This is a genomic window from Gordonia sp. IITR100 (genome assembly GCF_002009645.1).
Lineage (GTDB): Bacteria > Actinomycetota > Actinomycetes > Mycobacteriales > Mycobacteriaceae > Gordonia > Gordonia hongkongensis.
Window position 1 is genome coordinate 58889 of the sequence record NZ_MVKV01000012.1, and the last position, 23241, is coordinate 82129.

The following is a 23241-nucleotide window of genomic DNA, read 5'->3' on the forward strand; positions in this document are numbered from 1 at the left end:
CCTGCGACGTAGGACGCCGAGCTGTTTCGCGGGGTCGGCATGGTCTTCCGCCTGCTGCGCCTCGTCGACTATGTCCGCGTACTCGGCTTCGCGGGCCGACTGGAGTTCGGCGCGGATGCGTTCGAACTCGGCCGGGTTGGTGGGCGCGGCCGACCCGACCTCGTGGTTGCATCTGCTGGGAGCCGCACGACCGCGGCGACGTGGGCACGTTGGTGCGTGGTGGAAGGGGTGCGAGTGGTGATGTCGGAGAGATCCGGTCGACCCGGGAGTTCGGATGCGTCGAGACGTGCGGACGGTCCGCCGGAGACCGAAGGGACGGCGGCCGTCGAGTCGGGTGACCACGTCGACCCGACCGCGGGGGTCTCGCTGCGGACCGCGACCCGCGCGTGGTTCCTGATCTCGCTGCAGACCTTCGGGGGTCCCGCGGGTCAGATAGCGGTGATGCAGCGGGCACTGGTCGACGACCGGCGCTGGATCGGCCAGCGCCGGTTTCTCCACGCCCTCAACTACTGCATGCTGCTGCCCGGGCCCGAAGCCCAGCAATTGGCCATCTACGTGGGTTGGCTGCTCAACGGAACCGCCGGTGGGCTGATCGCGGGCATCCTGTTCGTCCTGCCCGGGGTGATCGCGATACTCGGGTTGTCGGCGATCTACGTCGCCTTCGGCGCGACGACCATCGTGGCGGCCCTGTTCGCCGGCATCGGCCCCGCGGTGCTCGCCATCGTCGCCCAGGCGGTCACGCGGGTGAGCAAACGGGCGCTCACCGGGCCGGTGCAGATCGCGATCGCGGTCGCTGCGTTCATCGCCCTGGCGGTCTTCGCTGTCCCGTTCCCGATAGTCATCGCTGTGGCCGGCGTCCTGGGCTGGCTGACCGGCCGCCGTGTCGTCGCCGCCCAGAAGGAGGTCGCCGACGACGGGCCCGCGCCGATCATCGCCGACGACGCGATCCACACGGCATCCCCGAGCTGGCGTCGCGCCGGGTTGGTGCTCGGTGTCGGTGCGCTGGCCTGGATCATCCCGATGGGCATCGTCGTGGCGACCACGGGGACGGGCAGTGTGTTCACCCAGCAGGGCACGTTCTTCACGTGGACCGCCCTCATCACCTTCGGCGGCGCCTACGCCGTCCTGGCCTACATCGCCCAGCAGGCGGTCGAGGTCTACGGCTGGGTCACGCCGGGTGAGATGGTGCGTGGACTCGGACTCGCCGAGACGACCCCCGGCCCTCTCATCATGGTCGTCCAGTTCGTCGCGTTCCTCGGCGCCTATCGCGATCCGGGCGGTCTCGACCCCTGGGTCGCGGCGACCATCGGCGCACTCCTGACCACCTGGGTCACGTTCGTGCCGAGTTTCGTGTTCATCTTCCTCGGCGCGCCGTTCATCGAGAAGCTCCGCAACAACCGGCATCTGACGTCCGCGCTGAACGGCGTCACCGCCGCGGTGGTCGGCGTGATCGCCAATCTCGCACTGTATTTCGCACTGCACACGCTGTTCCGGGACACCACGGTCGTCACCGCCGGGCCGTTGCACCTCGCGGTCCCGCATCTCGACACCCTGCGTCCGTTGGCCGTGGTGATCACCGTGATCGCCTTCGTCCTGATCTATCCGCTCAAGCAGTCGGTGCTCCGGACCCTCGGCATCTGCGCGGTGCTCGGCCTGCTCGCCGCCGCCGTCGGCCTGCCCCTGACCTGAACGACCCTGACCTGAACGACCCTGACCTGAACGACCCTGACCTGAACGGGTGTCGTCAGGGCACGAGGAACGGGCGGATCCAGTCGGGCGAGACATCACGGGCGACGCCGGCCGCGGTCTCCTCGTCGACGTCGACGAGAGGGTAGTGCTCGGCGCCCGCCGCGGTGGCGAGGATGAGTGTGGTGACGCCCGCCCGGCGCTGGAAGAGCGACGTACGGCTGGCCCAGCCGATCACACCGTCCCGGTCGACGACGATGCGTTGCCGCGCGACGCTCGGCGGTGCGATGACCACCGAGCGAGAGGTCAGCCGATGCCCGAGGTGCCGGGCGCGGACGACACCGAGCGCGGTCGAGCCGAGAACGGCGACGACCCCCACCGCCAGCCATGGTGTCGGGAGGGCGTGCGTGAGTATCGCGACGCAGATGACGATGAACACCACTGCGCCGGACAGGAATCCGCGGTTGATCCGACGTCGCCCGGCGGTGACGCCGTGTCCGACGAGCGGCGTGGTGAGCTCGGTGCGTTCGTCGGTGACCAGACCGGCCACCCGCATCGCCTCGTCGATCGGTGCCGGTGGCAGCAGAAGCGGGTGCTTGGTGCTGCCGGTGGCGATCGCCTGCAGGCGAGCGCCTTTGAGTGGGCGCATGAGGACCGGCTCGGTGAGGTGACTGCCGCGGATGCGCCGTTCGTCGAAGCTGATCGCGTTGGTGGTCAGCAGTCCGCGTTCGGTGCGCAGGGTCCCGTCGGGGGAGCGGAGGAGCCGGAAGTTCCAGTAATTCAGGACGTACCCCAGAACGGACAGGATGCCGCCGACGACGATCACGAGCAGACAGGCACCCAGCACGACGAGTCCGATCGCGGTCTCGCGGATGGAGTCGACGGCGTCGCGCGCGAATCCGATCCCCTCCGTGAAAACCCCGGCGTCGTTGGCGATCTGCGCGGCGAGGCCGGCGGCGCCCGCGGCCAGTGCGAGCCCGGCGACGGAGAAGGGGGAGTAGCGCAGCCACGAGGTCTGGAACCGTGCCAGGACCGTGGGGTCCTCGGCCGCCACCGGGGCGGTCGGGTCGTCGGGGTCGGTGCCGGCGGGCGCCGACGGTCCCCGCAGGATGCGCGTGGCCATCAGATTGTCGTGCAGCGCCCGCGCCTCGTCGACGGTGAGTGCGGTGAGGACGACCGCCGACGACTCGTCGTCCCCTCCGGTGCCGATCTTGACCTTCTGCAGTTTCAGCACGCGGTGAACCGGGGACGCGGTGAGGTCGACGCTGCGGATGCGGTCCCGGCGCGCGGTCGCGACCTTGCGTGTGACGAGCCCGCTGCGCACCCGGACGTGCTCATCGGTGACCTGGTAGCGCGTGGTCAGCCAGGGCACCACCGTCACGAAGGGCACGATGACCGCGGTGGCGATCAGGGTGAACAGCGGCGCGCCCGAGCCGGCGAAGACCAGCGCGATCACGACCGGGATCAGTGAGGGCAGGAGCTCGACGGGTTTGACGGCCATCATCCACGGCGACAACCGGTGCCAGTCCTCCGGCCCGTCGACGGCGAACGGCTCAGGTCGCGTCATCGGTGAAAGCCTGTGTGCGGATGGTCAGATCGGCGGCGGTCGTCCGTGCGACCTCCGCGTCGAGACCGGCGATGTGGATCGTCCCGGCCGACGACGCCGTGGTCACGGTGAGGGTCGCCAGCCCGAGGAACTGTTCGATCGGCCCGGCCTCGGTGTCGACCACCTGGATCCGGGCGATCGGGATGATCACGCGGTGCCGGACGAACCAGCCCGATTGCGAGTACACCGCGTCGTCGCTGACCTCCCAGCGGTGAAAGCGGTAACGCCACTGCGGGACAATCGCGACCCAGGCGACGGTCACGACGACCACCGCGACCGCGGCGAGCACCGCGATCCATCGCGTCTGGTCGACGACGACGGCCACCACGACGGCGGCGACCACGCCCAGGACCCCGAGGACGAGCGGGCCGATGCGCCACAGGGTCTTGGCGCGTGGATCGACACTGTTGACCGGGTCACGCAGGGTGGGGTGCACCGGCACGGTCGGATCAGATGAGGGCTCCATTGCCGCCAGTCTAGGGGTGGATTCCCCGATGCTAGGTGACGGTGATGCCGCCGTCGACGGGCAGCGTCTGGCCGGTGACGTATCCGGCTGCGGCCGAGGACAACCAGATCGCGGTGGCAGCGAGTTCCTCGCCGTGTCCGGTCCGGCCGAGGAGTACCCGGGGCATCTGGGAGTCGAGATATCCCGGTTGGTAGGTGTCGGTCATCTCGCTCTCGAAGAATCCGGGGGCGATGGCGTTGACGCGAATGCCCTTGCGCGCGCCCCATTGCTGGGCCAGGTCGCGGGTGAGGCCGATGACGCCGGCCTTGCTCGCGGCGTACGCCGCCTGCGGCAGCCCGGCGGTGGTGATGCCGAGGATCGACGAGATGTTGATGATCGAGCTACCCGGTTGCATCACCCGCCCGCAGGCCTGGGCCATCCAGTAGGAGCCGTTCAGGTTGACGTCGATGACGCCGCGGAACTGTTCGGGGGTCTCGCGGGTCGCCGGGTACGCGGTCCCGACGCCGGCGTTGTTGATGAGCACGTCGACCTTGCCGAAGGTCTCCATCGCGGCGTCGACGACCCGCTGACACTGCTCGGGGTCGGCGACATCTGCGGGGACCACCAGCGCCTTGCGGCCGAGTTCCTCGACGGCGGCAGCGGTGTCGGCGAGCTTCTCCGCCCGGCGCGCGGCGAGTACGACATCCGCGCCCGCCTCGGCGAAACCGCGGGCGAACGAGACCCCCAGCCCGGACGAGGCACCGGTCACGATGACCACCTTGCCGGTGGTGTCGAACAGATCCATCACGGACATCGTTGTCTCCCTTGAGTACTCAGCACGGTGACCGACGCGGGGCGCCGGTCGAGTCGGAATCGGCGTCAGAACCAGGACGGTTCTACGTCGAGGGTGGTGCGGTCGAGTGCGGTCAGCAGATCGAGCTGTGGGCCGGTCTTGGGTAGTTCATACCGGAAGAAATACTGTGCCGCAGCGCGTTTGCCGTCGTAGAAGTCACCGGTCCGGCCGTCGGCGGCGAGGAGTTGTTCGAGCCAGATCCAGGCGATCACGATGTGGCCAGCCGTCTCCAGGTAGATCGTGGCGTTGGCCAGCGACAGCTTCGGGTCGCCCGCCGACCAGATGTGCGCGGTCACCTTCACCAGCCGGTCCACCACCGCGTGCAGCGTGTCGGCAAGGGTGTCGAGTCCGTCGACAGTCCGTGCGCGGGCGACGGTGGCCTCGATCGTCTCGGCCAGCGCGGCGAGACCGGCCCCGCCCTGCATGATCACCTTGCGCCCGAGCAGGTCCAAGCCGTGGATGCCGTGGGCGCCTTCGTGGATCGGGTTGAGCCGGTTGTCCCGGTAGTACTGCTCGACGTCGAACTCGCGGGTGTAACCGTATCCGCCGTGGACCTGGATCGCGAGGCTGTTCGCCTCGAGACACCACTGGGAGGGCCAGCTCTTCGCGATCGGGGTGAGCACCTCGAGCAACAGGTTCAACCGGTCGCGTTCGGCGGGGTCGGTCGTGGTGGCTGCTTCGTCGACGAGGGTGCTGCAGTACAACCCGAACGCGAGAGAGCCTTCGACGTAGGACTTCTGGGCGAGCAGCATGCGACGCACGTCGGCGTGTTCGATGATCGGGACCGGTTTGGTCGACGGGTCCTTGTGGTCGACGGGTCGGCCCTGCGTACGCACCTTCGCGTAGTCGAGGGAGGCCCGGTACCCGGCGTAACCCAGTGCGGTGGCGAGGAATCCGACGCCGATGCGCGCTTCGTTCATCATGTGGAACATGTAGGACAGGCCGCGGTGTTCGTCGCCGACGAGGTAGCCGACAGCGCCGGGAGCGGAGCGAGCGGGCTGATCGTCCACAGCGCCGGGAGCGGAGCGAGCGGGCTGATCGTCCACAGCGCCGGGAGCGGAGCGAGCGGGCTGATCGTCCACAGCGCCGGGAGCGGAGCGAGCGGGCTGATCGTCCACAGCGCCGGGAGCGGAGCGAGCGGGCTGATCGTCCACAGCGCCGGGAGCGGAGCGAGCGGGCTGATCGTCCACAGCGCCGGGAGCCGTCTGGGTGGAGTCGGCGGGGAAGGTGCCATCGCCGAAGTTGAGCAGGGTGTTGGTGGTGGCGCGGTTGCCCATCTTGTGGTTGAGGCCGACGAGCGCGACGTCGTTGCGTGTTCCGTCGGCGAGGTACTTGGGCACGATGAACAGCGAGATGCCCTTGACGCCGGGGCCGCCGCCGGGGATCTTCGCCAGGACGAGATGGACGATGTTCTCGGTGAGTTCGTGGTCTCCGCCCGAGATCCACATCTTGGTGCCGGTGATGCGGTAGGTGCCGTCGCCGGCGGGTTCGGCCTTGGTGGTGATGTCGGCCAGCGACGAGCCGGCCTGTGGCTCGGACAGGCACATCGTGCCGGAGAAGCGGCCTTCGACGAGGGGACGGACCCAGGTGTCGCGCTGCTCGGGGGTGGCGTACTCGGCCAGCAGGTTCGCGTTGCCGACGGTGAGGAAGTTGTACGACGACATCGCGGCGTTGGCGGCCTGGAACCACACGGCGGAGGCCTGGCGGATGACGGTGGGCAGTTGCATGCCGCCGAGTTCGTCGTCGAAGGAGGCCGAGATGAGACCGGCCTTGCGGTACTCGGTGAGGCCGGCGACGATCTCGTCGGGCAGGACGACCTTGCCGTCGTCACCGATGTAGGGCTCGTTGGCGTCGCCGATCTTGTTGGCGGGTGCGAAGCACTTCATCGCGATGTCGGCGCTGAGTTCGAGCACGGCGTCGAAGGTCTCCCGTGAGTGTGCCGAGAAGCGTTCCCGCGAGGTCAGCGTCTCGACATCGAGCCATTCGTAGAGCAGGAACTCGAGGTCCCGCCGGGACATGGGTGTGGTCATCGCACTTCCTCGTCGTTCAGGTGGGCGGACGCTGGTACGCGGATGTCCGTCGCCCGTCCATCATGCCCCGGCATCAGGGCTCGCCCCGACCCGGGTTTCGCCAGTGGGTTGTCCCGAGCGGCGACACGGCCGGCGTGGTCAGACGTCGATACCGAATTCCTTGATCTTGCGATAGATCGTCGCGCGCGAGATGCCCAGCGCGTGGGCGGCGGCGAGTTTGTTGTGGCCGTTCTCCTCGAGACTGCGCACGATGGCGTCGCGTTCGAGGGCCTCGATGCGGGTGAGGGTGTGACGGCTCTGCGCCCGATACGTCGGGGGCAGTTGCGTGACGGTGATCGTCCCGGAACGGTGGTGGGTGACCACGTCGCGCAGGGCCTGACGCAGTTCGGCGACGTTGCCCGGCCAGGTGTATTTGCTGAGCTGGCGCATCGCGTCCGGCGCCACCGGCAGTTCCTTGCCGCGGGTGAGCTGGCGCAGGATCGCGGGCACCAGGACCTGTAGATCTTCGATGCGGTGCCGGAGGGGTGGCACCTCGACGGTGTGGGAGAAGAACGGAAGCAGCGTCGCGCCGAGCGCTGGCAGTGTGTCGACGGTGCTCAGGGTGATGCCGAGCCAGCCCGCGTGTTCGCGACCCTGCAGCACGTCGGCGACGTCGAACAACATGTCGTCGTCGAACTCGTCGATGTCGCGCAGGATGATCGCGAAGTCGTCGCGTTCGATCTCGGCGGTGAAGGTGTCGAGGGTGTCGGCGTCGGAGAAGTCCTCGGCGGAGAAGACGCGGATGGTGCCGCGGCGGTACTGGCCGGCGGCCGCACGCAACACCGCGGCCCGGCCGCTCCCGCGTTCGCCCGATACCGCGATCCATCGGCCCGCGCCGACATGTTGGGCGATGCGATGACAACACTCCCGCCACGACGAACTGCGGCCGACGATGCCGGGCAGCGTCGCCGCGGCCGTCGGACGGCGTCGCGGTTCCGGAGCCGGACCGGGATCCATCAGGTGTACGTGGAAGACCGCGATGCCGGCGTCGGTGTCGGAGAACTCGACGACCGGCGCGAGTCGGACCGCGCGTCCGCTGGGCAGGGTGTTGACCCGGCGGGTCGACGAATTGTCCAGGGTCTGGTCCACGGCGTGCTCGAGCATCGACACCTGGTCTTGCGGATCGATGCTCTGGCGCAGTCGCCGGTTCATCAGCACGACGTCGGCGGCCAGCGCCAGGACCATCATCTGCGGCGCACGGCGGCAGGTGGCGAGATACGCTGCGAGCAGCCGGGATTCGCGCTCGCTGGCGTTCGTCAGCATCTGCTGCTCGATCTGGACGGTGGCCGACTTGGCCAGGGAGAGCAGCAGTGAACCCCCCTCCTCCACCCATCCGGTGAGATCGAGTGCGCCGACGATGCCGCCGGAGAAGGGGTTTCGGATCGGGACACCGGCACAGCTGAGCTGAGCGAGGCAGCCGGCGTAGTGCTCGGCGCCGGTGACGAGTGTGGCCTGCCGGGTCTCGAGTGCGGTGCCGATCCCGTTGGTGCCGGCGTGTTCTTCGCTGTAGCTGTACCCGGGAGCCAGGGAGACGGCATCGAGTTGGCCGAGGAGTTCCCGGCTGCCGGTGGCGCGCGACAGGACCACGCCGTCGGGGGAGGTGAGGATGATGCTCACCGGTTCCGCCGAGAGGTCGACGGCGAGCTGGTCGAGCACCGGACGGGCCGCGCTCATCAACGGGCTGTCCGTGTTCGGTTCGCGGACGAAGGGGAGTTCGAGTCGGTCCGCCTGCACCTTGAACGACCGCGACCGTCTCCACGAGGTGGAGATCGCGTCGCGGACGGTGCCGCCGAAACGGTCGTCGGCTACGCCGTCGTCGCTGAGGAAACGTTCGCGCGCCCGCGCGACGTAAGCGATCGAATTCCGGGCCTGGGCTGAGGGCTGATGATTCACCGGGGTAGACAACTCCCTACTGTGATGTACGTCTCACATCATCAGCAGTGTACAGAACAACGGGCTGGTGGCGGGGGTGGGTCGAGCCGGACGAAACGGACCGTGCTGACCCGCCGGGATCCGCCTGTCGGGACGGCTCGGCGGTGGGCCGGCCGCGATCGACGCCGAGAACGAATTCCGATCGCGACCGGCCCCCGTCACCGTCGTGCGGTGACGTCCCCGCCGGGGTCGATGGCCACCGGCCGGTGTGGGCCGGCCGGTGGCGGCCTGATGAAGGCCGGCCTAGTAGATGTTGGAGGGTCGGACCATGCCCTCGGCGAGGTCGCCGAAGCCGGGCGCCTCGATGGCGCCCGGGTGGGTGAGGACCTCTTCGACCACAGCCGTCTCGGTGGTGATCAGCAGGGCGGCGATGGACGCGGCACTCTCCAGTGCCGCCTTGGTGACCTTCGCCGGGTCGATGACACCTTCGTCGAACATGTCGCCGTAGCCACCGGTCATCGCGTTGAAACCGTGCCCCAGCGGCAGGCCGCTCACGACCCGGACCACCTCGTCGCCGTCGAACCCGGCGTTGGTGGCGATCCAGAAGAGCGGCTCGGCCATCGATCGACGCACGACGTCGATGCCGACGCCCTCGTCACCGGACACCTCGGCGAGCGACTCGAGCGCCCGATGTGCCTGCGCAAGAGCCGTTCCGCCGCCGGAGACGATGCCGTCCTCGACCGCCGCGCGTGTCGCTGCCAGCGCGTCCTCGACGCGGAGCATGCGCTCCTTGAGTTCGACGCTGGTGACCCCGCCGACCCGGATCACGGCCACCCGGCCGGTCAGCCGCGCGATCCGCAGTTCGAGGCTGTCGCGGTCGGCGTCGATGCGGGCGCGGGCATGCTGGGCCTCGAGTTGCGCCACCCGCGCGTCGACGAGACCCTGGTCGCCACGCGCGCCGACGATCGTCGTCGCATCTTCGGTGATGGTCACCCGGTCGCACTTGCCGAGCTGCTCGACGGAGACCTCCGACAGTTCCAGCCCGGTGTCCTTCGCGATCACCTGACCGCCCAGGGCGACGGCGAGATCCTCGAGTTCGGCCACCCGCCGATGTCCGAAGCCCGGGGCCCGGACCACCACCGACTGCATCGTCTTGTGCATGTTGCCGCCGACGAGGAGCTGCAGGGCCGGGCCGTCGACGTCCTCGGCGAGGACCAACAGGGGTCGATCGGCACGCTTGGCCGCCTCGATGCTGGGCATGATCTCCTGAACGGTGGTGATCTTCTTGTTCGTCAGCAGGACCACCGGGTTCTCGAGAACCGCTTCCATGCGTTCGTGATTGGTCACCATGTAGCCGGAGATGTACCCGTGGTCGAACTCGATGCCGTCCACCACGTCCACGCCCAGCCCGAGCGTGTCGCTCTCCTCGGTGGTGATGACACCGTTACGACCCACGTACTCGACGGCCGCCGCGATCGCCGAGCCGATCACCTCGTCGTCGCTGGCGGCCAGCGTGGCGATCCGCTCGAGGTCGCTGCGCCCGCCGAGTGCGACGGACTGCTCGGACAGCGACTCGATCACGGTGGCGATGGCACGCTCGATGCCTCGACGCACCCGCATCGGGTTGGCGCCCTGTTCGACCGCCCGTAGACCTTCACGGACCATTGCTTGCGCCAGCACGGTCGCCGTGGTGGTGCCGTCGCCGACCACCCCGTTGGTCTTCATCGCCACTTCTTTGACGAGCTGGGCGCCCATGTTGGCGAACGGGTCGCGCAACTGGATCTCGCGGGCGATGGTCACCCCGTCGTTCGTGATGGTCGGAGGGCCGGTGAGCTTCTCCAGGACCGCGTTGCGTCCCTTCGGTCCCAGCGTCACCTTGACCGCGTCGGCGAGTGCGTTGACCCCTCGCTCGAGCCGCAGCCGCGCTTCGGCGTTGTAGCGCAACTCCTTGGCCATGGTCGTCCTGCCTTTCGTTCGGTGTTCTCGGCTGTGTACTGCGGTAAATCTGTTGTGCTGCTCGCCCTTTGCTCGCACCTCGACGGCGCGGCCCACCCCTGCCCCCTGAGGAGCGCCCGGAGCTTGCGGAGGGCGGCCAACCCCCTGCTCCCTGAGGAGCGCCCGGAGCTTGCGGAGGGCGCGTCACGAAGGGTCTTCGCAACTCGTCTCGCCAAGACCCTTCGTGACGCTCGCAAGCTCGCTCCTCAGGGAGCGGGGGTTGGCTCGCAAGCTCGCTCCTCAGGGAGCAGGGGGGTCGCCGTCCTTACTCCCTGAGGAGCGCAAGCGGGCTGCCTTCTCTGCTCCCTGAGGTGCGAGGAGCGCAAGCGGGCTGCCTTCTCTGCTCCCTGAGGTGCGAGGAGCGCAAGCGACGAGCCTCGAAGGGTCGGCGACGTCAGGGCACGAGGATCGCCCGCCCGCGGACCCGGCCGGCGTCGAGGTCGTCGAGCGCCTGCTGGAAGTCGTCGAGGGCGTAGGTGCTGGTGTGCAGCTTCACCTTTCCCCGCGCGGCGAGGTCCATCAGTTCCCCGAGGTCGTTGTACGACCCGACGAGGTTGCCGATGTAGTTGATCTCCGTGGAGATCACGTCGATGGTCGGCACGTTGATGTTCTCCCCGTATCCGACGACGAAGAAGCTGCCCGCGCGCCGCAGCATCGCGGTACCCTCGGCGGTGGCCCCGCCCTCGCCGACGAAGTCGAGCACTGCCTCGGCGCCGTGCCCACCGGTCAGCTCGAGAACCTTCTCGACATGTGAACCGTCGGCGACGATCCCGATGTCGGCCCCGATCTGCTGGGCGAGTTCGACGGCGTCCGGATTACGGTCCACCACGATGAGCCGGACCGCCGAGATGGCCGCGAGAACCTGAATCCCGATGTGCCCCAGTCCTCCGGCGCCGATCACCACGCAGGTGTCCCCGGGACGCGTCATGCGCGCGACCTTGGCGGCGGCGTGATACGCGGTGAGTCCCGCGTCGGCGAGTGCGGCGACGTCGGCGGGTTCCAGGGAATCGTCGATCCGCACGACGCTGCGGGCGGTGGTTTTCAGGAATTCGGCATATCCGCCGTTGGTGTCGATGCCCGGGAACTGGCTGTTCTCGCAGTGGACGTCGTCGCCGAACCGGCACGCCCGGCAGAGACCGCAAGTGATGAGCGGATGCAGGATCACCTTGTCGCCGACGGCCACGTTCGTGACCGCGTCCCCGACCGCGTCGACCCAACCCGCGTTCTCGTGGCCGATCGTGTACGGCAGCGCCACACCGGATTTCTCCTCCCACTGGCCCTCGAGGATGTGCAGGTCGGTGCGGCACACGCCGGCGCCCCCGATCTTCACGATGACGTCGAAGGGACCGGTCACCTCCGGTGCGGGAATCTCGTTGAGTTGCAACTTGTCGTGGTAACCCACGACCTGGACTGCGCGCATGGTCTACTCCTGTTCCGTTCGGGTGATGGCGTCGCGGGTGGTCCGGAGGTCGGTGATGACGGGTCCGCTCCGGCCGTCGCAGGCCGTGTCGTCGGCGTAACGGGTGGCGAGCAGGCCGCGGCAGAAGTGGCTGTTCCCCTCCATCGAGATGCGCACCGAGCGCGCGAAGCGCAGGCGCATCGGCACCTGTTCGGCCGGCAACGGGCGGCCCTCCTCGTCGACGACGACGAGGCTGTTGGGGCACACGCTGAGCCCCAACTCCATCCGCCGTCGTAGCAGCGCCGACTTGCGGTGGCCGCGCGGAAGATCCCGCAGGGCGAGGCGGTCGACCTCGGACACGAGCACGCGTCCGGCGGTGAGCTCGGCCGCGACGCAGCGCTCCATCGCGGCGGTGTGTGCTTTGCGCCGGAACGTGAGTCGGAGCTCGTCGAGGCTCTCGAGTGCCTCCACCCCGAACGTGCTCTTGTAGCCCGCGTGCGCGTCGAGTCCGGTGTTGATCTTGTCGCTGTCGTGATGATCGTCGAGCAACACGCGGACCTGACCGATCCCGTCGATGTCCTCGAGCGCATCGAGGGCGTCCGAACCCATGAGGTAGGCGAAGTTCGGCGAACAGAACGAGGTGGGAAGTCGCAGATGGACCGTCACCCCGGCGTCCTCGAGGAGGATCGACCGGACGAAGGCGAGATCGGTGATCGGCTCGTCGAGTTCGGGATCGAGGACCGTGTCCAGCGCAGCGAGTACGTCGCGCTCGAGGCGGCTCGCCCGGTCGACGCCGAGTGCCGGCCGATCGTCCAGGGCGGTCATGCGTTCACCGCGTCCTTCGCCCCGGCCGCCACCTCGGCATCCGGATCGGCTGCGCTGGTCGGCAACCGCAGCTCCTCGGGCACCTCGATGTGCGGGTACAGCGCGGCCGCGTTCAGACCGAGGATCTTCTTCTTCTGCTCGACCGTGATCGGTGCGTACTCGGTCATGTCCTCGGGGATCTGGAAGTCGACGAACTTCTCGACGAGCCACTGCGGGGTCCACAGCGCGTAGTCGCTGGCGAAGAGGATCTTGTCCTCGCCGATCCAGTACAGGAGCTCGCCGATGATCTGCGCGAAGTATCGCGGCCGCGTGTGGATGAACGGGATCGCCACGGCCAGACCGCCGAACACGTTGGACTCCTGGGTTGCGATCCAGCAGAAATCCTCGAGCCGGGGCAGGCCCACGTGCTCGATGACGAAGTTCAGGTCGAGGTAGTCGGTGGCCACCTTGTCGACATCGGCGACGTCGAAAGCGTCACGGTCCAGCGGCCGGATGGTGGGGCCCTTGTGAATGTGGACGTTCTTGATGCCGAGTTTGATGCACTCCTCGAGATAGCGCCGCGACCAGGCGTCGTCGAGCTTGTATCCGCGTGAGTCGCCGAACCATTCGGCCGTGTAGAGCTTGACGCCCTTGAGGTTCATCGTCTCGGCGTCGCGCCGCAGCTGCTCGAGACCGGCCTCGCCGTGGCGGGGATCGTAGGCGTGGTTGTAGGTCAGCAGGCCGGGATTGTCCTCGCACAGCTTGAGCGAGTCGTCGACCTGGGCGAAACCGTTGACGTAGAAGTCCTTCAGGATGGTGGCCTGGAAGATGGCATGGTCGGCCGGCCCCTCCTCGAAGAGGTCTCGCATCAGGCGGTCCGGGCCGTAATAGGTGTAGGTGTCGTAGTCCCACACCTTGTCCTCGGGGCTGAGGTTGCGGTGATAGTCGTAGAAGCAATCGATGAACTGCTTGCCGTGGATGTTCTTCTGATTGGACTCGCGTCCGTCCCAGAGGTGGACGTGGGCGTCGACGATGAAGTACTTGTCGCCGTTCTTCTCGTACATCGTGTGCTCCTGACGATCGTGGGCTGTGGTCTCGGCGGGCGGGGCCGGGTTGTCTCGGATGTGATGGGCGGGGAGGTGTTCTCGGTGGTGGGCGGGGTGGTGCGGGGTTGGTGTACGTCGTGGCCGCCGGGAACGGGCCGCCGGCGGCCACGACGCATGCCTGGTGGGCTCGGGTTCGAGCGTCAGCCCTGGGCGGTGAGGTCGAACCCGATGTACTCGGCAGCGTCCTCCGGACTGGCGAACAGGAAGGTCCGGTCGTCGAGGTGCACCATCCGTCCGTAGTGGGTGGAGCTGATCTCCTCGAAGATCGATCCGTCGAAGTCCTGGCCGAGTGCGTCGGTCAGCTCGTCGTAGTCGAACTCGAGCCGGTTGACCCCGTCCACGCGGATCATGGACGGGTATTCGGTCAGTTCGACCCCGTCTTTCGCTCCCATGACGTCGGCGACGACCCGGCCGATCGGGGTGTTCATCAGGGTCACGCCGCACATGTTGGAGAACTCGGTCTCCGCGCCGAATTGCATGGTCACTTGCTCAACTCCTCGGGGATGGCGACATCGATGGATGTCAGCAGGTCGGTGAACTTGGCGGTTGCCGCGTCCAGGCTGGTGGCGAACGTGATCGACTTGTCCGCCGGCTGCGACCAGATCGGTTGCAAGGCACGGGCTGCGTCGAGACACCGGGGGACCCACACGGCGAGCCACTGGCCGAACAGCTCCTTGTTCTCGTCGCCGAACTGCTCGTCGCGCGTGAGGATTCGGAAGAGGCTGCGTGTGTAGGCCAGGTCGCGGTCGTAGTCGTGCTCACCGGTGCCGACGATGGTCGGGGTGATGTAGTCGCCGTTGCGCGCGGCGACCTGCATGACCAGCTCCGAGCGGAAGAGCGATCCGACGAGCTGCTCGAAGACGATGTTGGTGGCGAACAGCAGCTCGCACCAGTCACCGACTGCGGTCAGCCGTTCGACCACCTCGCGGGTCGGCTGCCACTCCGGTGCTGCCTGCCACACCTCTTTGTGTGCCTCGCCGTCGAACTCCTCCTCGGCCTCGGACAGGTCGAGGTTGAACAGCGCGAGATCCTGGGCGAAGCGCATCTTGTGTGCGGCGTTCACGGCCACGGCGGTGTTGATCATGTTGGTCGGGCCCGACCGCTGGATGGAGGTGAACACGTGGAGTGCCAGCCCGTTCTCGGCGTGCATCCAGGCTCCGAGATTTCGCTCGATGAACTTGAGCCACGGCGAATTCCACGAATCGTACGCGCGTGCCCGCTTGGCGTTCTGCAGGCACAGGTCGACCTGGTGGACGACCGCTGAGTTGTTCCGGTAGATCGTCTGGTCCCACTCCTCGTTCGGGTCGAGGAAGGCGTGCCAGTTGCTCGACTTCGCCGTCGTCCACTCCTGCGGGTAGCCGCCGGGACCGTTGCCGAAGCCGTAGATCCAGCCCTGACTCAGGTGCCGTTCGGGATCGGGCTGTACGTCGACGGTGACGTCCTCGTACATCGTCGCGCGCTTCTTGGCCGGCTGATAGTAGCTGTACTTGCGGCTCTTGGAACTCGGGAAATCCTTGGCGCCGGCTTCGGCGTCGGTGAACTCGATGGACGGGAAACTGCGTTCTCGCTGGTTGGATCTGGGGGCGGTGGGTGCGGACATACTGCGCGCTCCTCCTCGTTCGGCGGCTGTTGGGGTGTCGAGCTGGCTAGTCGAATGCCGGGCTGGTGAAACTGTCGTAGAAGATCTGGTCACGGGGCACCGAATGTTGTTCGGCGAGAGCCAACGCCGCGTCGACCATGGGCGGGGGTCCGCAGAAGTACACCTCCGTTCGGGACAGATCGGATTCGCATCCGTTGACGATGTCGGTGACGTTGCCCTCGGCCACGGAGACGCCTGCGGGTGCGTCGGCGGCGGACTCGGACAAGCATGCGGTGAAGCTGAAGTCGGCGATCTTCTCGCCGAGAGAGGCGATCTCGTCGAGGCAGAAGAGATCGGCCGCGGTGCGGGCACCGTAGTAGAAGCGCACCGGGCGGACGATCTCCGACTCGCTGATGTGCCGGAGGAGGGACAGCAGCGGTGCCATTCCGGCGCCGCCGCCGATGCAGACGATCGGGAGTACGTGCCCGTTGCGGAGGGTGCATGACCCGTACGGGCCGTTGACCATGATCTCGGTGCCCGGTTCGAGTCCGTTCTCGAGCATGCCGGCGAACACTCCGCCCGGGTACTTCTTGATCAGGAACTCGAGTTTGTCGGGGGTCGACTGGGTGGTGGCGATCGAGAAGGACCGCTTCTCCTCGGTACCGGGGATCGAGAGGTCCACGTACTGACCGGGTTTGAACTCGAAGGTGGCCGGCTCGACCACGTCGAGTCGCAGGGACACGATGTCCTTGGTCATCGGCTCGACCGCGGTGACCCGCGTGCGTACGTCCTGGATCGGTGCGCCGCCGAGCAATTCGTCCTCGTCGAAGTTCAGCAGTTCGATGTCGCAGTCGCTGTAGGCGTACGTGCGGCAGAGCAGGACATACCCTTCGGCCTCCTCGGCGTCGTTGCAGGCGAAGGTCGAGTAGTCGTCCATCTGGACGTCACCGTCGAGCATGTAGGACTTGCACGCCGAGCACCGGCCCTCCCGGCACCCGTGCATGAGGTGGATGCCCTGCCGGAATGCGGCGTCGAGGATGGTCTCGTCCTCGCCGACCTCCATCTCGATGTCGACGGGGGCGAAGTTGATGCGATGTGTGTCGGCCACTGTTTCTCCAGTTCGGACTTCGGGTGCGGGGACCCTTCGTGACGCTCCGCTGCGCTCCGCTCCTCAGGGAGCAGGGGTGACGCTTGGCTCCTCAGGGAGCAGGGGGATGGCTTGCGGGACATCACCCGCTCCCTGAGGAGCGCTCGGAGTTCGCGCTGAGTGCGTTTCCTTCTGCTCCCTGAGGAGCGCTCGGAGTTCGCGCTGAGTGCGTTTCCTTTTGCTCCCTGAGGAGCGCTCGGAGCTTGCGCTGAGTGCGTTTCCTTCTGCTCCCTGAGGAGCGCTCGGAGTTCGCGCTGAGTGCGTTTCCTTCTGCTCCCTGAGGAGCGCTCGGAGCTTGCGGAGAGCGCGTTCCTTTTGCTCCCTGAGGAGCGCTCGGAGCTTGCGGAGAGCGCGTCACGAAGGGTCGACGCGACTCAGGCCGGTACGGCCCCGTTGGTGTTGGCGCGGTACGCCGCGATGTGGGCGTTCCGTTCCTCGTCGGACATCTCGTTGAGCAGCACGTTCGGGCTGTTGAAGACGTTGCCGCGGACATCGTCGAGCGTCCACATCTTCTTCGGGTCCAGGTCGAGGTGCGGCTGCGGGATGAGCGTCTTGCCGTCATCTCGGACGTAACCCAGATCCTGGATGATGTCGGCGAGATCCTTGCCGTGATGCAGCGTCTCCCATTCGCGGAAACCGGTGAGACGACCCATGTTCGGGGTCTCTCGGCCCTCGTACTCGCCCCGGAAAGCCACCGCATCGGTCCAGTAGCAGGTCTCCGAGCAGTACGTGCGCCATTGGTCGTCGACCTTCTCGGTGACCATGTCCTCACGGACGAGGCACGGCACCATACAGGTCCAGCAGCGGTGCGGGTACTCGTAATCGACGTCCTCGAAGGCGATCGGCTTGTTGCGTCCCGGGTAGGCGAGCCGGTTGTAGTTCTCCCACCACTTGCCGAACTTGTTGTACCAGCCGGGGTACTTCTCCTCGAACCACTCGAAGTCCTTGTCGGTCATGGCGTCGATGCGCCAGTAGTTGACCGGCCAGCCGGTGGCGAAGAACCGCGCGACCTCATGGACGTAGTGCTTGTCGACGATCCGCTTCCACGCCTCTTCGACGAGGTCGTGCGGGATGGTCAGCCCGTACTTCTCCAGCGGCAGAAGGTAACTGCGGTAGTAGTCGTCGTAGATCCAGCGACGCCACATCTCGGCGTAGCTCTCGCGGTCCTTGCGACGGTCTTTCGTGCCGTACTCGATGAAGGTGCCGATCGCGGCGTCGACGACGCAGTGGTTGTTCCACCATGCGTACCGCAGATCACGTTCCAGTAGTGGGCGATTGCGCTCGTCGGCGAGAGCCATGAGCAGAATCGAGTAGCCGTTGGAGATGTGCCGCGACTCGTCGGACTGGACGGAGTGGAACACGGTGGGCAGCAGGTAGTCGCCGTTGGCGGCGGCCTCGTCGGGCATCGCGACGAAAAGTGTGTTGGTGAAGGCGGTTTCGGCGACCACGGTGAGGTAGATGTTGGCCGCGGTGATGGCGTCACCGGTGATGAACCCCTCGCCGAACTGGCGGCCGATGGTGCCGGCGTAGTTGTTGGCGAACGCCTTCTCGGTGATGTCGAAGCCGGCCGGGTCGATGTAGTTGTTCATGTACAGCTTCTTGAGGTTCATCTGGATCGTCGAGTGACGAACCTCGTCGATCATCTGCACGGCCAGGCCGTTGTGGATCTCCGGGTTGGGCACGGCGTCGATCGCCATCGGCATCGCGCGGGCCGCGGAGATCTCGGGGAACGGGATGATCGACAGGAACAGCTTCTGCCATTCCAGCCAGCGTTCCTGCACCTGGCGGAACATGTTGCCGCGGATGGCGCCGTCCATGGCGCCGTATACGCGGTTGTCTTTTTCCTCCTCCATCGGGAAGTACGACCGCATGATCTGCTTCAGCGGATCCTTCTTGGGGGCCTTCTCGAATGTGTAGTCGGTACCGAACCGGGTGGCCGGGGTGGCGAAGGTGGGCTCCCAGGACAACTCGGTGATCTTCGCATGGGCTTTTGTCAAGCTCTGCCTGCTCAAAGTGCGCCTCCTCGGTGGAGAGCCGGCGGATTGCCGGCCCGCATGGACTGGAGCGACTTCGATACAACCCTGTGACGTGGATTACAAACGTCTCACTGTGAGACGACGACAGAGAACCCGCCCGGTGCGGTGCGCCGGGGCGGGTTCGGAGGTGGTGACGGACCGCTACAGTTCGCGATCCGCGGCGGCGAACGACCCGGACGGAAGCAGCGGATCGTTCAGACGCTGGGCGTACTGGTCGAAGTAGATCCGCGCGATCAGCTCGCGCCGGCTGCGGACGCCGGCCTTGTCGAAGATGGATTTCAAGTGGTCCTGCACGGTGTAGGCGGAAACGTGCAGGGCGGTGGCGATGTCCTTGGTGGCCACACTCTGCAGCACCATCTGGGTGACGTCGCGTTCACGGGCCGTGAGCCCGAAAGCCTCGACGACCAGCGGGATGATCTCGGGCGGGCGGGCCTCCTCGATGGTCACCACGACCTCGCCGACCCGGCCGTCGGCCGACGACAGCGGCGACGCGTGGATGACGAGCCACATGCCCGACGCCCCGCGCACCCGGAGGCGCGGCGGGACGGAGGACTCACCCGAGCCGTAACGGCGTGCGGCTCCGATAAGGCCGTAGATCGGGTTCATCACCGCCGCGCCGTTCGGACCGGACGCGAGGTCGGCGATGCGCTCCTGGCTGCCGGCGCTCATCTGCACGATCTCGTTGCTGCGGTCGATGATCAGCACCGCCGGGCCGTGGCCGGTCGGCGGTGGCGGACTCGGCGCGTCGACGGTGGCAGGGGCGGCGGCACTCGCCCCGCCGGCGACCACACTGCTCAGCAACCCCACGCGCACGCCGTAGGCGAGAGTGCGCGACAGCGAACCCAGGAAGTCGATCTCGTCGGCGTCGAAGGGCCGGCATCCGGCCCCGCTGCGGAACATCGCGATCCCGGCCCACGCCCGGTCCCCGTCACGCAGCACCAAGCGGGCCTCGTCGTGGAAGCAGTATTCGGGAATCATCAACTGCGACATACGATTAGACCGTTCGGTGGCGCCCCGGTTGAGGAGGTTGAGTCCGACCGCATCGCGTTTGGCGGCCACCATCTCGCGGTATGCCGTCGGCTCGACCTGCCCGTATTCGAGGAGACCCCAGTCCGGGTCCCGGTGATCCTCGCCGAGCAGTGATCCGTACTTGCGGGCGCTGGTCAGCAGGACGGTGTTGGGATCGAAGGTGCCGATGCACACCGCGTCGACGGGCACCGCGCGGCTCAGGGAGGCGACGGTCTCGGCGAAGAAGTCGTCGAGACCGAGGCCGGCGTGGGCCACGACCTCGATGTCGCGGCGCACACGCTCGGCGGTCAGACTCGATGTCATTCGACAATTGTGGGCATGAGCTGCACGGATGTCTATCCCACAATAGTGGGGTCCCCCGGACGGAGGACACCGGCCGGATCGTGGCGTCGTCGGATGGTCTCGAGGCGCGTCCGCTGGTCGGTCGACCACAGCGCGTCGCGTTCGGTTGCCGTCCGCCCGGAGAAGTTGAGCAGCGCTCCACAGGAGTGGGCGGCCACCGCGTCGGTGACGGCCGCGAGATGCTCACCGACCTGTTCGCCCAGCGGGCCGGCGGGTACGCCGATGGCGAGGACGGAGAACGTGCCGTCGCGTCCCACGACGGCGTTGGGTACGCGCTGTGGCGACCGCAATCGGCCACCCAGGAGACGGACCTCGACGATGGCCAGCGGGCTCGCGACCTGCGGCCCGGCTACCGCGAGCAGGGCATCCACGGCAGATGCCGGAAAATCGGCGAGTACGCAGCCGCGTTCGGCGCTCGGCATCGGCCCGGGCGGGTCCATGTGTACCGCGTCGAGCGCAGCGGTCGGGAGGACGTCGATGTTCTCCAGGAGGATCGGACCCGCCGACCGCATCGGTGCGAGCACCGCGGCGGCGGTGGCCGGGTCCCCGGTGTGGGTGTAGCGGACGTGCACGGCGAGCTGACCCTGTAGGGGCGGGGGCAGGTTGGGGTCCGGCGGGAGGCGGAGGATCGCCACCGAGGTCCCGGCCTCCTCGGGCAGGGAGGGCGCCCATTCGCGCCAGGCGTGCAGGACGTCGGCGGCCGCCGAGCCGGCGAAGAAGATCCCGCCGCCGTAGACCGTGGGCAGATCGAAGAGCTCGAACTCGAGTGCGGTGACGATGCCGAAGCCGTCCCGTCCGCCGAGCAGTGCCCAGAACAGGTCCGAACCCGCGGATGCGTCGACCGTGCGGACGAAACCGTCGGCGGTGACGAGCTCGATCGACCGGACATGATCGGCGGCATAACCGAACTGACGACCCAACGGACTCAGTCCGCCGCCGAGTGTGTACCCGACGACACCCACCGACGACGACGAGCCGACGAGCCCGGTGAGGCCGTGCGGAGCGGTCGCGGCGACCACATCGCGCCACCGCGCACCGGCTTCGACGCGCGCGGTCCTGGTCACCGGATCGACACTCACCCCCGCCATCCGGGACGTGGTGACGACGACCGTGCCGCGCCCCTCGATCGGCGATCCGTGCCCGGTCGCCCGCGCACCGACCCGCATCCCGTTCGAGCGCGCATATCGCACGGCGGCGGCGACGTCGGCAGCGTTCGTCGCCCCGACGACCACGTCAGCGGCGGGTATCGCCGCGAGGTTGAAGCCGGTCAGTTCGGCGGTGTAGCCCTCGTCGGCCGGGGTCAGAACGGGACCGCTGACCGCGGAGAGCAGGGCGTCGAAGTCGGTGAAGTCGATGGGTTCGGAGGTGATGGACACGATGCTTCCTTCGTAATGATCTGCGGATGAACGGGTTCGAGCGTCGGTGCTGCTGTGGTGGGCCGCCGGACTCGGCGGCTCGATGGGACTCAGAGTGGCCGACGCCCTTTTGTTCCCGCCATCCCTCGAACGCGGGAAATGCTCGTGCCAGAGTTCTGGGTTCGTGTGCGTCCCAGAAGTCTGGGGGGCGTCGGTCGACCCGACCCCCGCTGGTTGAGCCGGCACCGAGCGGAGCCGCCGGGCCGAGCAAGCGACGAAGGAGCGCGTCGAGGTCGAGGCGCCGAGTCGAAGCCACTTGGTGACCCGACGCCGCTGCACAACCCCTGCGGACCCAGCCCCACACGCCCGGCGGGTTGCGGATGCGCCCCGGGGGAGCGACTTCGCGGGATCTTCAGTCCACTTCAGACTCGCAACTTTTCACCCAGAATCCGTAACAGATGTGACTGAAGTTCACCTCTGTCAACGATTCACGCACAATCAACGCGAATCGACGCACAGTCGACGAAAAACGCTGCACAGTCGACAGTTTCGAGATTTCTGAGCCTGTGGAAACTCCTCGTAGTCGAACGAATGTTCCGGTACCTTGGAGTCATGCCAGAGCTCACCACGCTCCTCGATCAACTCATCGAGACCACCCCGCCCACCGACGACCCGACGGGCAGAGCAACATTCGACGCCCTCGACACGTGGCGCCTGATCCGCAATCTTGCCGATCATCAGATCGTCGCGCACGCAGCGCAACTCGACGAACTCGGTGTCGCACAGAAGGCCGGTAGCACCACCAAGAAACTGCTGATCGAGTCAGGCCACGCACCGGCCGCCGCGCACCGCACCATGCGAAGCGTCGATGCGTTGCCGGGGTTGCCTGCGCTGTCTCGTCATGCCGCTGACGGGCGGCTGTCCGGTGAGGTCGTCGATGCCATCGTCCGCGGCATGAACGAGATCGAAAAACGGTGTGGTGACGCTCTTTCCGAGGGAGAACGCTCCCGGTATGAGATCGAACTCATCGCCCAAGCACTATCCGGTGCTACGCCGACCGAAGTGCTCAAGCATGCTCACGCCATCAGCAACGCCCTCGCCGACGCCTCTGACGCCGGAACCCCAGCGTCGGACGATGCACGCTTGAACTCGGTGAACGCGCACACCACCGACGACGGCCGTGTCGAGGTGCGTGCCGACCTCACCCAGGTCGTGGGTGAGAAGTTCCTGGCCATGATCGACGAACGGTCCTGCCCACGGCCCGAACCCGACGGCGCCGAGGACCGTCGCACCGCCGAGCAACGCCGCGCCGACGCCTTCGAACTGATCCTCGACCAAGCCGCGATCGGCGCGAGCATCGACACCGTCGGAAGCCCACGCACCCAGTTGATGCTGACGATCCCCGCGACCGGAGACCTCGCGACACTGCCGTGGACCGGGACGGTCAGCCACGCCACCGCCAAACAAGCGTCGTGCGACGGCTCGCTGACGGAGATCATCCTCGACAGTGAGGGCGTACCGCTGCAGATGGGCCACACCCACCGCTTGTATCCGGCACACCTCCGCAAAGCGATCATCGTGCGTGACGCCTGCTGCATCAAATGCGGTGCACCGCCGTCCCATACACAGGTGCATCACATCAAGTCGTGGGCCGACGGCGGACCCACCGACCTCGACAACGGCTGCCTGCTCTGCCAACGCTGCCACACCCAGGTTCACCACCACGGCTGGGACATCGTCATGGGGTTCGACCGACACCCCTGGCTCGTCCCACCCGCGATCATCGACCCGCATCGTCGACCACTACCCGCTTACAACCGACGCACCATGCGACTCGACGACGCCGCCTGACCGGCCCTCCGTCACACTTTCGCGTAGCACCTTCTGCACCCGGACCGTACCCGGGACCGCTTCCGTC

At 67.3% G+C, this 23241-nt stretch carries 17 protein-coding genes; 2 read left to right on the forward strand and 15 right to left on the reverse strand.

The features are described from left to right. Window positions 1–234: 234 nt before the first annotated feature. Window positions 235–1689 carry a chromate efflux transporter gene (gene chrA / locus B1818_RS16445; RefSeq protein WP_078113385.1) on the forward strand — a complete coding sequence of 485 codons (1455 nt, stop codon included), beginning with the start codon at window positions 235–237 and terminating at the stop codon, window positions 1687–1689. A 55-nt stretch (window positions 1690–1744) separates the two neighbouring features. On the opposite strand, the gene B1818_RS16450 is transcribed toward chrA, so the two are convergent. The 15 genes from B1818_RS16450 to B1818_RS16525 all read right to left on the reverse strand — a co-directional run bounded on the left by B1818_RS16450 (window position 1745) and on the right by B1818_RS16525 (window position 21344). After that, on the reverse strand, window positions 1745–3253 hold the full coding sequence (locus B1818_RS16450) for a PH domain-containing protein (RefSeq protein WP_078113337.1): 1509 nt from the start codon (window positions 3251–3253) through the stop codon (window positions 1745–1747). Further along, window positions 3240–3758 (reverse strand): PH domain-containing protein, encoded by a 519-nt coding sequence (locus tag B1818_RS16455; protein ID WP_078113338.1) that lies wholly within the window; start codon window positions 3756–3758, stop codon window positions 3240–3242. Before B1818_RS16455 ends, B1818_RS16450 begins: the two co-directional genes overlap by 14 nt. Before the next feature lie 31 nt (window positions 3759–3789). Then, window positions 3790–4551, reverse strand: coding sequence for an SDR family NAD(P)-dependent oxidoreductase (locus tag B1818_RS16460; RefSeq protein WP_065631863.1), 762 nt, complete (start codon window positions 4549–4551; stop codon window positions 3790–3792). Between the two features lie 65 nt (window positions 4552–4616). After that, window positions 4617–6620, reverse strand: coding sequence for an acyl-CoA dehydrogenase (locus tag B1818_RS24490; RefSeq protein ID WP_254859728.1), 2004 nt, complete (start codon window positions 6618–6620; stop codon window positions 4617–4619). A gap of 138 nt (window positions 6621–6758) precedes the next feature. Beyond that, a complete protein-coding gene (locus B1818_RS16475) occupies window positions 6759–8552 on the reverse strand; it encodes a sigma-54-dependent Fis family transcriptional regulator (RefSeq protein ID WP_171011682.1) in 1794 nt (597 codons plus the stop codon). 282 nt (window positions 8553–8834) lie between these two features. After that, window positions 8835–10487: a chaperonin GroEL gene (gene groL / locus B1818_RS16480; RefSeq protein ID WP_078113340.1), complete on the reverse strand. Its 1653-nt coding sequence runs from the start codon at window positions 10485–10487 to the stop codon at window positions 8835–8837. Between the two features lie 433 nt (window positions 10488–10920). Then, window positions 10921–11946 carry an NAD(P)-dependent alcohol dehydrogenase gene (locus B1818_RS16485; RefSeq protein WP_078113341.1) on the reverse strand — a complete coding sequence of 342 codons (1026 nt, stop codon included), beginning with the start codon at window positions 11944–11946 and terminating at the stop codon, window positions 10921–10923. A gap of 3 nt (window positions 11947–11949) precedes the next feature. After that, complete coding sequence (locus B1818_RS16490) at window positions 11950–12750, reverse strand: iron-sulfur cluster assembly protein (RefSeq protein WP_078113342.1); 801 nt, start codon at window positions 12748–12750, stop codon at window positions 11950–11952. Then, entirely contained in the window at window positions 12747–13793 is a 1047-nt protein-coding gene (locus tag B1818_RS16495; protein ID WP_078113343.1) for an amidohydrolase family protein, read from the reverse strand. Before B1818_RS16495 ends, B1818_RS16490 begins: the two co-directional genes overlap by 4 nt. A 182-nt stretch (window positions 13794–13975) precedes the next feature. Beyond that, window positions 13976–14314 carry a propane 2-monooxygenase effector subunit MimD gene (mimD, locus tag B1818_RS16500; protein ID WP_176455943.1) on the reverse strand — a complete coding sequence of 113 codons (339 nt, stop codon included), beginning with the start codon at window positions 14312–14314 and terminating at the stop codon, window positions 13976–13978. A gap of 2 nt (window positions 14315–14316) precedes the next feature. Continuing rightward, entirely contained in the window at window positions 14317–15435 is a 1119-nt protein-coding gene (locus B1818_RS16505) for an aromatic/alkene monooxygenase hydroxylase subunit beta (RefSeq protein WP_078113345.1), read from the reverse strand. A gap of 46 nt (window positions 15436–15481) precedes the next feature. Next, window positions 15482–16522 (reverse strand): 2Fe-2S iron-sulfur cluster-binding protein, encoded by a 1041-nt coding sequence (locus B1818_RS16510; protein WP_078113346.1) that lies wholly within the window; start codon window positions 16520–16522, stop codon window positions 15482–15484. 413 nt (window positions 16523–16935) lie between these two features. Beyond that, on the reverse strand, window positions 16936–18573 hold the full coding sequence (locus tag B1818_RS16515; protein WP_078113347.1) for an aromatic/alkene/methane monooxygenase hydroxylase/oxygenase subunit alpha: 1638 nt from the start codon (window positions 18571–18573) through the stop codon (window positions 16936–16938). Between the two features lie 165 nt (window positions 18574–18738). Beyond that, window positions 18739–19929, reverse strand: a complete 1191-nt coding sequence (locus tag B1818_RS16520; protein ID WP_078113348.1) for a helix-turn-helix transcriptional regulator — start codon at window positions 19927–19929, stop codon at window positions 18739–18741. Between the two features lie 32 nt (window positions 19930–19961). After that, window positions 19962–21344 (reverse strand): FAD-binding oxidoreductase, encoded by a 1383-nt coding sequence (locus B1818_RS16525; protein WP_078113349.1) that lies wholly within the window; start codon window positions 21342–21344, stop codon window positions 19962–19964. 570 nt (window positions 21345–21914) lie between these two features. On the opposite strand from B1818_RS16525, the gene B1818_RS16535 reads away from it, so the two are divergent. Next, window positions 21915–23174 carry an HNH endonuclease signature motif containing protein gene (locus B1818_RS16535; RefSeq protein ID WP_078113351.1) on the forward strand — a complete coding sequence of 420 codons (1260 nt, stop codon included), beginning with the start codon at window positions 21915–21917 and terminating at the stop codon, window positions 23172–23174. Window positions 23175–23241 lie beyond the last annotated feature (67 nt).